At 67.1% G+C, this 14,359-nt stretch carries 9 protein-coding genes and 1 riboswitch; of the genes, 4 read left to right on the top strand and 5 right to left on the bottom strand.

The genetic code is table 11. The features are described 5' to 3' along the window. Positions 1-130 precede the first annotated feature (130 nt). A complete protein-coding gene (locus tag QMX83_RS05725) occupies positions 131-1,552 on the bottom strand; it encodes a DcaP family trimeric outer membrane transporter (protein ID WP_282295688.1) in 1,422 nt (473 codons plus the stop codon). 271 nt (positions 1,553-1,823) lie between these two features. On the opposite strand from QMX83_RS05725, the gene acs reads away from it, so the two are divergent. The 3 genes from acs to mntP all read left to right on the top strand — a co-directional run bounded on the left by acs (position 1,824) and on the right by mntP (position 5,330). Further along, complete coding sequence (acs, locus tag QMX83_RS05720; RefSeq protein ID WP_282295687.1) at positions 1,824-3,767, top strand: acetate--CoA ligase; 1,944 nt, start codon at positions 1,824-1,826, stop codon at positions 3,765-3,767. 15 nt (positions 3,768-3,782) lie between these two features. Then, a complete protein-coding gene (locus QMX83_RS05715) occupies positions 3,783-4,448 on the top strand; it encodes a response regulator transcription factor (RefSeq protein ID WP_125360565.1) in 666 nt (221 codons plus the stop codon). 124 nt (positions 4,449-4,572) lie between these two features. Then, positions 4,573-4,699, top strand: a riboswitch (yybP-ykoY riboswitch). A 52-nt stretch (positions 4,700-4,751) separates the two neighbouring features. Then, a complete protein-coding gene (gene mntP, locus QMX83_RS05710) occupies positions 4,752-5,330 on the top strand; it encodes a manganese efflux pump MntP (RefSeq protein ID WP_282295686.1) in 579 nt (192 codons plus the stop codon). 5 nt (positions 5,331-5,335) lie between these two features. Here mntP and QMX83_RS05705 read toward each other — a convergent pair whose 3' ends face one another. The 3 genes from QMX83_RS05705 to QMX83_RS05695 form a co-directional block, all read right to left on the bottom strand. Next, positions 5,336-6,433, bottom strand: a complete 1,098-nt coding sequence (locus QMX83_RS05705) for a hypothetical protein (RefSeq protein ID WP_282295685.1) — start codon at positions 6,431-6,433, stop codon at positions 5,336-5,338. A gap of 75 nt (positions 6,434-6,508) precedes the next feature. After that, positions 6,509-9,949 carry a PAS domain-containing hybrid sensor histidine kinase/response regulator gene (locus tag QMX83_RS05700; protein ID WP_282295684.1) on the bottom strand — a complete coding sequence of 1,147 codons (3,441 nt, stop codon included), beginning with the start codon at positions 9,947-9,949 and terminating at the stop codon, positions 6,509-6,511. Positions 9,950-9,990: 41 nt separating this feature from the next. Continuing rightward, a complete protein-coding gene (locus QMX83_RS05695; RefSeq protein ID WP_282295683.1) occupies positions 9,991-11,346 on the bottom strand; it encodes an ATP-binding protein in 1,356 nt (451 codons plus the stop codon). An 87-nt stretch (positions 11,347-11,433) separates the two neighbouring features. Between QMX83_RS05695 and QMX83_RS05690 the strand changes: the two genes are divergently transcribed. After that, entirely contained in the window at positions 11,434-13,314 is a 1,881-nt protein-coding gene (locus QMX83_RS05690; RefSeq protein WP_282295682.1) for a diguanylate cyclase, read from the top strand. A gap of 27 nt (positions 13,315-13,341) precedes the next feature. On the opposite strand, the gene QMX83_RS05685 is transcribed toward QMX83_RS05690, so the two are convergent. Continuing rightward, the gene (locus QMX83_RS05685) at positions 13,342-14,355 is read right to left on the bottom strand and encodes an OmpA family protein (protein WP_282295681.1); all 1,014 of its coding nucleotides are present in this window, start codon (positions 14,353-14,355) and stop codon (positions 13,342-13,344) included. Positions 14,356-14,359 lie beyond the last annotated feature (4 nt).

The raw sequence follows: 14,359 nt of genomic DNA, 5'->3' as shown, positions 1-14,359 counted from the left end.
CCGGGACCCCGCGGGATCGTGCGGGGTACTAGGTGTGCTGGACATGAGACGCTTCCCCTCCGAAGCATGGTGGTGTGCCGGCGTTACGCCGGCACGTTTTTGTAGTGCCGGGTTCTACCCGGCAAATCTGTCAGAAGCTGTACTTGGTGGTGAACTGCACGCGGTTGATGTCGCCCTTGCGGCCGTCTTCAATCTCACGCACGCCGTACATGTACTCGGCACCGATATCGACCTTGGGCATCGGCGTGTAGAAGATGTTGCCGCGGATGCTCTGCACGCTCTTGGTGACCAGCGGGCCGAGGCTGCCATCGTTGTCGTAATCGCTGCGGGCGTAGATCAGGTTGGTGCGCAGCTTCGGAGTGAAGGCGTGCCGCCAACCGACATAACCGGCCAGCACGCCCGTGGGGTTGAGTTCGTCGCGGGCGACGTCGTAGGCGGTATCCGCGGTGACACCCAGACCCACATAGCGGGCAATGCCTTCGCCGCCGCTGATCTGGTAATGCAGGGTGTCACTGTCAGCCATCACCCACTTGCCGCCCAGGGTCAAGCCGCCACCGATCTTGTCGGCGTCGGCACCGGTGGCCTGGTTGTCCACTTTCAGCTGGCGCACGATGGCACCGACACCAAAGGTGCCCCAGTCACCCTTCCAGCCATAGCGCGCGGTCAGGTCCGGCAGGCTGCCGCGGTCGGAGTTGCTGGCCGCGTTGGTCCAGGCACCGGTGACCGGATTGCGGGTGCCGGTGAGTACCGTGGTTTCCGGGTTTTCCAGCGCGATGCTGAAGCCACCGTTGGTGTAGCGGATCTGGGTCTGGCGCACGAACAGCACGCCGTCGGTCGGACCAACGAAGTCGGCCGCCTCCGGCAGCGAAGCCGCGTCCATGAAGTTCGACCAGGTCTGGCCGGCCAGCCACTTGTTCCAGTACATGTAGGCGTGACGCAGAGTCACGCCATAGGTGTTGGTGGCGGTCTGGTTGCCCAGCGAGTTGCCGAAGAAGTCCATTTCGAAGAACGCACCGGCCTTGTTGCCCGATTCGCTCACGTTGTCGATGCCCAGGTTGAAGCGCGAGAACTTGGCGTGGGCGTTGAAGTCCACGTCGGAGCGCTCGCCGCTGCCGCCGGCACCGGCCACCGGGGTCTGACCCGGCAGATACAGCGCGCGGCCGGTGGCGTCGTCGGCCAGCTGACCGTCGTCGGTCTGGGTGGCCAGGAAGTCGGCCTTGATGAAGCCGCCGATCTTGACCGTGGTACCCGGTGCTGCGCCCGGGGTGATGGTGGTGACCTGGATCGGCTGCTTGCCAGCCGGTACCGCCGGCTTCTGCTCGGCCTGCACCGTGCGCACCGCGGTGACGTCCTGCTGGGTCTGGGTGATCTGCGTCTGCTGCTGTTGCTGCGAAGACAACAGCAGCTGCACCTGGCGTTCCAGTTCAGCGACGCGTGCCTCCAGTGCCTGCTCTTTGGCGGTCTGCGCAAACGCCATGCCGGGCGCAACCAGAGCGACCAGCAAGCAGGTCGCCAGGGGTTTACGCACGGTCTTCAACATACGGGTACTCATGTTGCCCTCTCTCCCGGGTGGCAAAGTGATCGCCGCGTGTGGGGTCACGGTCGAGCCGAGCGTGCGGCCGTCTGACGCACCCTGGCTATTCGCCATTGGTCGAAGGCAGGAGGTCGCCAGGAGCCTTGCCCCACCTGGCATGCGCTGTTTTACGACCAAGGTCTAACCGCCGGGGTAACGCGGGGTGCGATGGATGCGGCAAACTGAGGGGGAACATTCGCGGGTTATGCTGCAACTGCACAACCCAAGTCCACGTGCAAGTGAGGGTGCCATGGCTGATCTTTACCCCGTCAAGGCGGACGTTGCCGCCAAGGCGCGCATTGACAAGAACACCTACCAGCAGCTCTACAAAGAGTCGGTGGAGACCCCGGACGCGTTCTGGGGCAAGGCCGCGCAGCGGCTGGACTGGTACACCGCGCCCAAGACGATCAAGAACGTCAGCTACCAGCTGGACGATTTCCGTATCAAGTGGTTTGAGGATGGCGAGCTCAACGCCAGCGTTAACTGCCTGGACCGGCATCTGGACGCGCGCGGCGACAAGATCGCGCTGCTGTTCGAACCGGACAGCCCGGACGCACCGGCCAAGGGCGTGACCTATCGCGAGCTGTACGAGCGCACCTGCCGCCTGGCCAATGCGCTGCGCAGCCTCGGCGTCAAGAAGGGCGACCGCGTCACCATCTACCTGCCGATGATCGTCGACGCTGCGGTTGCCATGCTGGCCTGCGCGCGCATTGGCGCGATCCACTCGGTGGTGTTCGGTGGTTTCGCGCCGAATTCGATTGCCGACCGCGTGATCGACTGCGGCAGCAAGCTGATCATCACCGCCGACGAAGGCCTGCGCGGCGGCCGCAAGATTCCGCTGAAGGCCAACGTGGATGCGGCGCTGAAGATTCCGGGCACGACCACGGTGGAGACCGTGCTGGTGGTGCGCCATACCGGCGGTGCGGTGGACATGCAGGCTCCGCGCGACCGCTGGTTCCACGATGTGGTGGACCCGCAGCCGGCACAGTGCGAGCCCGAGCGCATGAACGCGGAAGATCCGCTGTTCATCCTCTACACCTCCGGTTCCACCGGCAAGCCGAAGGGCGTGCTGCACACCACCGGCGGCTACCTGCTGTATGCCGCGTACACGCATGAATCGGTGTTCGACCTGCGCGAGGACGACATCTACTGGTGCACCGCCGACGTGGGCTGGGTCACCGGCCACAGCTACATCGTCTACGGCCCGCTGGCCAATGGCGCGACCTCGCTGATGTTCGAAGGCGTGCCGAACTATCCGGACACCTCGCGCTTCTGGCAGGTGATCGACAAGCACCAGGTGACCATCTTCTACACTGCCCCGACCGCGATCCGCGCGTTGATGCGCGAAGGCGAGGCACCGGTCAAGCGCACCTCACGCAGCTCGCTGCGCCTGCTGGGCAGCGTGGGCGAGCCGATCAATCCGGAAGCGTGGCGCTGGTACTACGAGGTGGTGGGCGACAGCCGCTGCCCGATCGTGGACACCTGGTGGCAGACGGAAACCGGCGGCATCCTGATTTCACCGCTGCCCGGTGCCATCGACCTCAAGCCGGGCTCGGCCACGCTGCCGTTCTTCGGCGTGCAACCGGCACTGGTGAATGCGGAAGGCGAGATCCAGGAAGGAGCCACCGAAGGCAACCTGATCATCCGCGATTCGTGGCCGGGCCAGATGCGCAGCGTCTACGGTGACCACCAGCGCTTCATCGACACCTACTTCCGCACGTACCCGGGCAGCTACTTCACCGGCGACGGCTGCCGTCGCGATGAGGATGGCTATTACTGGATCACCGGGCGCGTGGACGACGTGATCAACGTCTCCGGCCACCGCATCGGCACCGCCGAAGTGGAAAGCGCACTGGTCTCGCACCCGAAGGTCGCTGAAGCCGCCGTGGTCGGCTTCCCGCACGACATCAAGGGCCAGGGCATCTATGCCTATGTCACCCTGGTGGCCGACGAAGCCCCGAGCGACGAACTGCACAAGGAACTGGTGGCGTGGGTGCGCAAGGAGATCGGGCCGATTGCCGCGCCGGATCACCTGCAGTGGGCCCCGGGCCTGCCGAAGACGCGCTCGGGCAAGATCATGCGCCGCATCCTGCGCAAGATCGCCGAGAACGCACCCGATCAGCTCGGTGACACCTCGACCCTCGCCGATCCTTCGGTGGTGGCGTCGTTGGTGGAAGAGCGCAAGGTCAAATAAGGTAGGCTCCCCCACATGCCGACCTTGTTGATTGCCGATGACCATCCGCTGTTCCGCGAAGCCCTGCGCGGCGCGGTGCAGCGGGTGATTCCCGGCGTCGAACTGTACGAAGCCGACAGCGTTGAAGCGCTGTATCACCTGGCTGATGAGCACAACGACGCCGACCTGGTGCTGATGGACCTGAACATGCCCGGCGCACAGGGCTTCAACGCGCTGGTGCACATGCGCGCCCTGCACCCGCACCTGCCGGTGGTGGTGGTGTCCGCGCGCGAAGAACCCACCGTCATGCGGCGGGCGCTGGACCACGGCGCGTTCGGTTTCATTCCGAAGTCGGCCGATTCGGACACGATCGGCCACGCGCTGGGCACCATTCTGGATGGCGAAACCTGGGCCCCGCCAGAAGCGCACAGCGTGCCGGAGACCGAACACGAAGAACGGCTGGTCGGGCAGCGCCTGCGCGAGCTCACCCCGCAGCAGTTCCGCGTGCTGCAGATGCTGGGCGCGGGACGTTTGAACAAGCAGATCGCCTACGACTTGAATGTGTCTGAAGCCACGATCAAGGCGCATGTCACCGCCATTCTGCGCAAGCTGGGGGTCACCAACCGCACCCAGGCGGTGCTGATGGCCGGCAAGCTGACCCTGGATGATGAGCCGCTGGTACTTCCGCCGGAAGAAGATTGACGTAGAGCGGGGCTCTGCCCCGCTGCTTTCGGGACCGATATAGCAGCAGCTATATAACCCAGCATCCCCTGCGCAATTCACCGCATCAAGCCGTAAACCGCATTCGCGGTGCTAAGCTTCGCGTCCCCTTGGGGAGTAGCCTGTTTCCTGCAAAGGAAACGCCCGTATCAACATACTCGGCCAGTGCGCCGTGGTGCGGGCAGCCTGTGATGGTTGGCGAGACCAGCGGTCCGCGTGCGCAACGTCAGGTTGGGCGCGAACGCGGACCGTTGCCTGTCCTCGCCCAGCCTGTTGTGTGACGCCATGTCCCCCGTTTCCATGCTGTTGATCGGCTTTGCCATGTCCACCGATGCCTTCGCTGCGGCGATCGGCAAGGGTGCCGCCATGCGCAAGCCACGTTTCGTCGATGCCCTGCGCGCAGGCCTGATCTTTGGTGTGATCGAGGCGGTCACCCCGGTGATCGGCTGGCTGCTGGGCCGTGCCGCCTCGTCCTATGTCGAGGCGTTCGATCACTGGATCGCCTTCGTGCTGCTGGGTGCGCTGGGCGTGCACATGATCATCAACGGGGTGAAACCCGAAGGCGACGATGCCGACGAAGATCCCGACAAACACCATGGTTTCTGGCACCTGGCCATGACCGGCTTTGCCACCAGCATCGACGCGATGGCGGTCGGCGTGAGCCTGGCCTTCCTTGACGTGCATATCGGCGTGATGGCCGCGGTGATCGGCCTGTGCACGCTGCTGATGGTCACCACCGGGGTCATGCTGGGCCGGGTGCTGGGCAATCTGGTCGGCAAGCGCGCCGAGATCGTGGGTGGCGTGATCCTCATCATTGTCGGTGCCACGATCCTGTATGAGCACCTGAGCGCGGCCGGGGCTTGATCCCCTCACCGGCGTGGTGTGTGCGGATCGACGATGTCGACCAGCTCGTACCCGCCGGGAATGCGTCGATGCAGCAGTCGCCACGCATTGCGCCCCGGGCACCGACGCCCTTCCAGATGCAGGTCGCTGGCGAGGTACTCCTCGCCCTGGTAACGGATGAGATGACCGCAGGGGCGGTTGGCGGCCAGGTCCTGTTCAATCCGTTCCAGCTCGCGCCAGGTACGGCTGCTGGCCGGCAGCTCCGCCAGTTTGGCGCGCAGCCGGGGACCGCGCAGCAGCAACGGCGCATCGTTCACCGGCATGGCCGCGGCCTCCGGCATCACGCGCTCGCCACCGTGGCAATCGGCCCGCACGCGTCGGCGTCGGATCACGGTCACCTGCGGCTCGATGCGAAGGCCCGTCGACGACCTGGCCGGACGCACCTCCCATTCGCCATCACACACCTCGGTGGTGAAGGCGTGCGCATCGGCCAGCCGCGCGTTGGCCAGGTCCACGCGTAGATAGGGGCAGTGCATGCGCCGCAGCATGGTGCCGGCCGCAACGTCTTCCTGGTTCAGCGCCGCGGTAATTGCCTCCTGATTCGCGATGTGGGCCGCGACGAGATAGCAGGCATTCACGCTGCGCTTGCTCAGCAACATCACGCCGCGGTCGGCGCAGTGACTGAGGTAGAAATGCCGGATGACATCGCCGATCAGACGGTGGGGGGTCCATCCCCACCGCTCGCAATGCGCGTTGAAGCGGTCGACCATCTGCAGCACATTGGCCTCCAGTTTCTCCGACAAGCGCCGCAGCGCCGCATCATCCTCGACCGTGGTGCCTGCCCTGCGCAGCAGCGCATGCACCGACGGGTAGTCGGCGAACGCACGCACGTGCGCCTGATACGCACGTAGGCGCGTGTCGTGCGCGTCCTGATGACGCAGCACACTGCCGCAGCCCACCCCCAGCAGGCTGCCGAAGGTGAGTCCCGGCAGCAGGTTGGACGCGCCCTGGAAGGCCAGCGCAAAGCCGCCTCCGACCACGGCCCCGACGGCGGCCGCCGCCGGCAGCGCCCAGTTCGACTGCAGCGGCAAATTCAGTGCGGCACGGCAGGGAATGGAGGGCATGCAGGTTCCCGGCCAAGGTGAGTGGTGGCGCAGGATAGGCAGGACGGCACTGGAAAGAACTGAGACGACTCCGAATCAGCCGGCCAGGCGTGAGTGGGCGGTCAGGAACGCACGCAGCGACGCCGGTTTGATCGGCTTGGTCAGCAGGCGGTATCCGCGCTCGCGGGCCATCCGTTTGAGTTCGTCGCGGCCGTCGGCGGTCAGCAGCGCGCCGGGAATATCGCGCCCCGCCTTCTCGCGCAGCGCCACCAGTGCATCCAACCCATCCAGACGGTCGTGCAGGTGGTAGTCCACCAGCATCACGTCCGGCTGCGCCTGCACTTCTTCCAGTGCCTGGTCGACCGTGCTGGCGGTGATCACCTGCACCTGCCAACGCCCCAGGAGCGCGCGCATGCCGTCCAGAATCTCCTGGTCGTTGTCCACGCACAGCACGCGCATGCCCGCCAACGAGTCAGTCCGGGGCAGTCGCTCCACCGACGCCGGTGCCGGCGCAGGCAACTGCGGCGTCGGCGCGCGCGGCAGCAGGATCGAGAACATGCTGCCGCTGCCGACCCGGCTGCGTGCATTGAGCTGGTGATCGAGCAGGCGCGAAATGCGCTGGCAGATGGAGAGACCCAGGCCCAGGCCTTGTTCGCCCCAGTCGAAGGGCTGCTGGTAGCGGTGGAACTCGTCAAAGATCTGCTGCATGTGGTGTTCGGGAATGCCCGGTCCGGTGTCCCAGACCTGCAACTCGATCGTGTCGCCACGGTGCCGCACCGCCATCACGATGCGGCCCTGGCGGGTGTAGCGCAATGCGTTGGCCAGGAAGTTCTGCAGCACCCGGCGCAGCAAGCGGCGATCGCTGCGCACCCATGCAGGTCGCGCGAACAGGTCCAGGCGCAGGCCACGACCGGCGGCGACCGGCGAGTACTGCGCCGCCAGTTCGCGCATCAGCAGGCTGACATCGAACTCGCCGACCACCGGATGCAGGCCGCCGGCCTCCAGACGGGAGACGTCCAGCAGCCCGTCCAGCAGTTCCTCGGCCGCACGCAGCGAGGCATCGACGCGCTCGGCCAGGTGGCGCTGCTCTTCGTTGTTGTGATGACTGTCGCGCAGCGCCGAGGCAAACAGGCGCGCGGCATTCAGCGGCTGCAGCACGTCATGGCTGATGGCGGCCAGGAACCGGGTCTTGGACTGCTGCGCGACCTCGGCTTCATGCGAGCGCTCGGCCACACGCTGTTCCAGCGTTTCGTTGGCTTCCAGCAGGGCTTTTTCAGCGTGCTTGTAGTCGGTGATGTCGTTGTAGCTGGTCACATAGCCACCGCCGGGCAGCGCCTGGCCGCGCATCTCAATGACCTTGCCGTCGCTGCGGGTCCGTTCGAAGATGTGCGGTGAGCCGGCGCGCATGTAGCCGATGCGGCGGTTGATCTGCAGCTCGATGTCGCCTTCGCCGAGCTCGCCGCGCTCGGCGTTGTAGCGGATCAGGTCGGCCACCGGCCGGCCCACGTAGAGCATGCCGTCCGGATAACCGAACATCTGCTGGTAGCGCCGATTCCACGCAGTGAGCCGCATCTCCGGGTCAACCACGCTGACCCCGGCGCTGATGTTTTCCAGCGTGGTGGACAGAATCTCGCGGTTGAAACGCAGTTCCTGGCCGGCTTCGTCCAGCACCGCGACCACCTCGCCCAGGTCCATGCCCGAGCCGCGCAGCAGACTGGTCAACAACAGGCGTGCGGACGCCGCACCAATCGACGCCGCCAGCAGGCGCTCGGTGAACTGCACCCAGGCACGGTCGGCAGGCGCGGACGCCTGCAGGTCACGCTCCATCGGCTGCGCCTGCTCGAAGAAGGCACGTCGGGCATGACGCTCACCCACCACCCGCGAAGCCAGCGCCAGCAGGTCGCCCACGTGCACATGGCCCGGCCAGGCACCCGCCACCGAAGGACGTTCGGCATAGGGATCCAGGAACGGGGCGGCACGCAGACGTTCGTCCACGCCGGGCCGCCAGCGCACCGAGCCCAGCACCATTACGGCCACATTGACCAGCAGCGACCAGAACGTGCCGTGGGTCAGCGGATCCCAGCCACTCATGCCGAACAGGCGTTGCGGCTGCAGCCAGGTGAGGCCAAAGGGTCCGGCGGTCAGCCATGCCGGGTCGGTCCAACCGGCGTGGGTCAGTGCCGGCAGCAGCAACGTGTAGATCCAGGTACCGAAGCCGAGCACAATGCCGGCCTCCACGCCGCGACGGCTGGCACCGCGCCAGTACAGGCCGCCAATCAGACCGGGCGCGAACTGCGCCACGGCGGCAAAGGCCATCAGACCGTACGAGGCGAGCGTGCTGTCATTGCTGCTGCCGCGGTAGTAGCTGTAAGCGGCGAAGGCCAGCATCAGAATCGCCAGGCGGCGGATCCACAGCACCTTCGAGGCAACCTCCGCCGCTTCGCGGTGGTCGCCACTGCGGCGCAGCAGCACCGGCATCACCAGGTCGTTGCTGACCATGGTGGCCAGTGCGATGGAGGTGACGATGACCATGCCGGTCGCCGCCGAGAAGCCACCCACGTAGGCCACCAGCGCCAGCAGACGACGCCCCTCGGCCAAGGGCAGGGCCAGCACCATGCTGTCATCGGCGACGGTACCGCCACTCCCAAACAGCGACACACCGGCGGTGGCGATGGGAATGACCATCGCCGAAATGACGATCAGGTAGCCACCGAACATCCAGCGCGCGCGGCGCACATCGCCGACGTCGGCGCATTCCACCACGGCCACGTGGAACTGGCGCGGCAGGCAGATGATGGCCAGGAATCCCAGCAGGGTCTGCGAGATGAAGCCGACCGGGGGCAGCCCGGTGAACAGCGTGTGCGCACCGCGCATCACCGCCTCGCCGCGGTCGTTGAGCCACAGGTAGGCGAACAGGCCCACCGCGACCATGGCCAGCAGCTTGACCATCGACTCGAACGCGATGGCCAGCATCATGCCGTGGTGGTGCTCGGTGGCATCGATCTGGCGGGTGCCGAACAGCGTGGCGAACAACGCCATCAACAACGCCACGTAAAGCGCCGGGTCCTCGAAGTAGCCGGTCGGGCCGTGGTGCCCGGTCAGCACTTCCAGACTCATCGCCACGGCTTTGTACTGCAGGGCCAGGTACGGAACGATGCCGATCAGGGCGATGCCGGCCACCAGGGCCGCCAGACGCCGCGAGCGTCCGAAGCGCGAGGAGATGAAATCGGCGATGGAGACCACGTTCTGGCTGCGCGCAATCAGCGCCAGGCGCTCGATGATGCGCCAGCCGAACAGCAGCATCAGCAGCGGGCCGAGATAGATCGGCAGGTAGCCGATGCCATTGCGGACCGCGGTGCCGACCGCACCATAGAAGGTCCACGAGGAGCAGTACACCGCCAGCGCCAGACTGTAGACCACCGGGCGCAGCCACGGACGGTCGGGATACATCGGCCGTCGGTCACCCCACCAGGCCACGCCGAACAGCAGGGCGGCGTAGGCCACCGAGACCAGCAGCAGGATCCAGCTTGACACCAAGGGCCAGCTTCCTCGAACAGGAGTGGCAGCAGTGTAGTGGGTTATAACGAAGATGGGCGCGCCGATCGCGGACGCGAGGGCAGGCGCAGGTCGACCCGGGTGCCCTGGCCGGGTCGGCTGTCCACCTGCACCGAGCCGCCGGCCGCGGCCACCAGGCTGGCCGTAACAGCCAGCCCCAGGCCGGTGCCCTGGCCCACCGGCTTGGTGGTGTAGAACGGCTCCAGGCAGCGCCGGCGGACCTCTTCGCTCATTCCGTGGCCGGTGTCCTGGATGCGCAGGGTCACGGCATCGCCGGCACTCTCCGGGGAAACGGTGACGCTGAAGCGACCACCCTCCGGCATGGCCTGCTGGGCGTTGACCGCCAGGCTGAGCAGGATGGATTCCAGCTGGGCCGGGTCGAAGTGAATCAGGCACTGCACCCCGGCGGTGTCCAGTTCGACGTCCACCCGTCGGTCGAACACCTGTTCCAGCAGCGGCAACAGCGCATTGACCGTGGCGGCAGCGTCCAGCAACTGGGGCCGCGCCGCTTCCAGACGGCTGAAATCCATCAGCCGGCGACTCACGGCGCTGGCCCGGCGGACGGCCGCGTCGGCACCCTGCAGCGCGGTCTGCTGGGGCGCGCCTTCGCTGCGCCCGGCCTTGGCCACGTACATCTGGATCAAGCCGAGCAGGTGGTTGAAATCATGGGCGATGCCGCTGGCCAGGCGGCCTACGTTCTCCATCTTCATGGCGTGCACCAGCTGGTCACGCGCGCGCTCGCGCTCCTGCATCTCCAGCTGCAGCTCATCGCGCTTGCGCGCCAGTTCCTGGCTGCGCAGCTGGACCACCTGCAGGCTTTCGCGCAGACCGGTCACGCTGTGGTGGAGCAGCCAGGCGGTGAACAGCACGCCGAACAGGCCGATGCCCAGGTCGGTGCCGACCAGCAGCAGCCGGTCGCCGCGGAACATCGCGCCCGATGCATCCACCCACGACCCCAGCAGCAGCACGGCACACAAGGCCGCCGCCGCCCAGGTCAAGGTGCGGTGTCCGAGCACGGCGGCGACCAGCAGCAGCGGCACCATCTGCAGCAACTGCAGGCGCAGCTGCGCGCCCAGGCCCCAGTAACCATAGGTGAGCATCAGCAGGGGCAGCTGGGCCAGCACGAAGGTACTGGCCGCGCGCACGCTGCGTCCGGCGCGGTGCTCCAGCAGGCACAGCAGGCACACCAGCACATGCAGAATCGCCATCGCCGGCACCATCCGGTCCAGTCCCGGGCCGGTCCGCAGCGCCAGCCAGCCGGCGTAGATCACGTGGAACAGCGCGACCAGCAGCATCAGGCCACGCAGCATGGCGTCGGTGCGGCGGCCCAGTCCGCTGGCGGCGGGTGCGGCGGGATCAGGAAGCGGCGGAACGGGCATGTGGTTCAGGAAGTCCCTGCCGGAAGGGCCGGCGCTCGGGGGTAACGCAGGTATAGTAGCCATCGACCCGGGGAAGTCGCTGTTTTCATGCTCATCAAGCCGTTCATCCGGCGCGCCGTACCCGCGCTGGCCTGCCTGCTGGCGCTCTGCGCCCTACCCGCCCAGGCGCAGCGCCCGGGTGACGGGGGTCCGCTCGCGGCCCAGGTGGAGCAATGCCAGGCGACGCTCAGCAGCGCGCCGCAGACCTCGCTGCAACTGGCGCAGACCCTGCTCGCGCAGCCGTCGCTGCCCACTTCGGTGGAGATCAGCGCGGTCGGCTGCCTGGGCTTCGCGCTGCGCCAGCAGGGCCAGCTGGACCAGACCACCGCGCTGCCCGCGCGGCTGCTGGCGGCCGCGCAGCGTGATGATGCCGGTGTCGAGGACCGCATGCGCGCGCACTCGCTGGCGGCACACCTGCTGCTCTGGCAGGGCAAACAGGCCGAGTCACTGACGTTGATCAGCGCGTTTCTGGACGACGCGGTGCAGCAGGGCGATGTGCAGGGCCAGATTGCCGCGCTGATGATGATCGCGATGATCCGTGGCGAGTCCATGGGCGACCCGGCCGGTGCGCTGACCTACCTGCGCAAGGCCACCGAGCTGACCGACCATCTGCGCCGGCCGCCGTCGCCCGGCGACCTGGTGGTCTACTACAACTACGGCTATGCGCTGCTGCTGCTGCAGCGCTATGACGAGGCGTCCGTCGCGTTCAAGCGCGCCGAAGCGGTCGGCGCGCGACTGAGCGGCCAGGACCTGATGATGCAGCGCATGGCCAGCCACCGCGCCGAGATCGCGCGGACACGCGGCGAGCTGGCGGCGGCCGAATCCGGATTGCGCGGTGCCCTGGTGTGGCAGGCGGCACAGGATCCACAGGGCCAGGTGGTCACCCTGCAGCGACTGGCGCAGGTCAAGCTCGACCAGGACGATGCCCGGGCCGCGCTGCCGTTGGCCGAGCAGGCGCTGGGGCTGGCCAAGCGCGGTCACTTTGACGAGGAAGTCCGCCAGGGCCTGGAACTGCTGGGCGACATCCACCTGCTGCTGGGCGAGCGCGACAAAGCGGTGGCGCTGTCGCGTGAGGCCCGTCAGCTCGACCAGCGCCGCGCGCAGGACAAGGCGCTGGCGCAGCTGGCCCAATTGCAGGCGAGTGCAGAACGCAGCATCAACCCGACCCAGGTCAATGCCGTGCAGGACCTCGAGCGTGTGCGTGTGATCCGCAACAGCGCAGTGGTCGCGCTGGCGCTGGTGGCGGCCGTGGCGCTGGTGATGGTGCTGCGCCTGCGCCGCCAGCGGCAGCAGCTGACCACCCTGATCAGCACCGACAGTCTCACCGGCCTGCCCAACCGGCGCGAGGCCGAGCGGCTGCTGGAGGCGGAGATGCCCATCATGGCCAGCGCGCGGCGCACCGCGTTGCTGCTGGTGGAACTGGACGACTTCAAGGCGCTCAACGACCAGCACGGTCAAGCCGCCGGCGATGCCATCCTGCGTGCGGTCGCAACGTGCCTGCGCAACGCCTGCGACCGCCACGACGTGGTCGCACGGTGGGGTGGGGCCGGCTTCCTGGTGGCGCGTCACGACACCGGCGCACAGGCGGCGCAGGCCTTGGCCAGTCACCTCTGCCTGCAGATCGAGCGGCAGGTGATCGCGCTGGCTCCCGACCAGCACCTGACCGTCACCGCCAGTATCGGTCTGGCCCCCCTGCCCTTGTTCGCCGATGCGCCTGCGGTCGTGGACGACAGCCTGCGTGCGGCCGACCGCGCCCTGCAGAGCGCACGCCGCAGCGGCCACAACGCGTGGGCCAGCCTGTGGGGCGAGCAGGCCGGCCCGGAGGTGGACCTGTACGCGCTGCTGCATGACCCGGCCGATGCCATGGCACGTGGCTGGCTGTCGTTGTCCGGCAGCCGGCCGATGCCGTGGACGCCGGCCCGCTACTAGTGGGTCCGGCGTACCTGCCGCAGGCCGTTACCGCGCAACTTCGAAGCGCACCTCGACCCGGCGGTTGGGCAGCAGGCATTCCAGCAGTGCCGCACGCGGGGTAACGCCTGCGCACTGCTGCACCTGCTGGGTATCGCCGCGATACTCGTAGCGGATCTTCGCGGCATCAATGCCACGCCCGATCAGCAGCTCGCGCACCGTTCTGGCGCGGCGTTCGGACAGCGCCTGGTTGGCATCGAAGCCGCGACCCTGCATGCGATCGGCATGGCCCACCAGGGCCACCGACTGCAGCTGCAGCTTTTCCGCGGCGATGCTGGCCAGCGCGCGGTCGACGCTCTCCAGCGAGTAGGTGCGGATGTCGCGGTAGCCGTCACGGTCGAACTCGAACAGCACATTGGCCACCAGCGGGCCGGGTGCGGCGCTGCTCGCCGCCGGCGCGGCCGCGCATTGGCGCGCTGCCGCTTCGGCGTCGTTGACCAGTTCCTCGGCGATCTGGATGTACGGCTTGGAATGCCGCCACTGCTGCTGGTTGAACTCGTTGCCGGCATGCACCAGCTCGACTTCGCCACAGGCCACCTGCTGCTGCGCGCACATGAAGCCCGGCGCGCCGTGCAGCACACGCAGGCGCTGCCAGAGATCATCGCGCAGGTACTTGGCGTTGTTGACCAGCGGGGTATCGGTGGGCATCGGCTGCACGCCCTGCTCCATGTCGTTGATCAGCTTCTCCGATTCGGTCAGCGCCAGCTGCGGAAAATCGCTGCGGTCGTTGCGGCTGTACTCATGGAACGATACATCCAGCCAGCACTGGGCCTTGGACAGATGGTAATCACGGATCGGCCGGCCGCCATCATTGAGCGCCTGGATGCGGCCCTGGGTCGCTTCATAGGCACTGTGATCAGCGTAGATCGCTGTATCGGTGATGCGCTGCTGCTGCGGAACCAGCTGGGTCTGCTGCGCGGATGCAGCACCGGCCAGGCCGGTCAGCAGGGCAATGGCCAGTGTGGTGCGGGTGCAACGGGTCATGCGGTAGGCGTCATTCATCAGG

This window comes from Stenotrophomonas sp. PS02289, from assembly GCF_029960115.1.
GTDB lineage: Bacteria > Pseudomonadota > Gammaproteobacteria > Xanthomonadales > Xanthomonadaceae > Stenotrophomonas.
The sequence above is the reverse complement of the archived record's forward strand: the minus strand, read 5'-3'. Positions and strand labels throughout refer to the sequence as shown.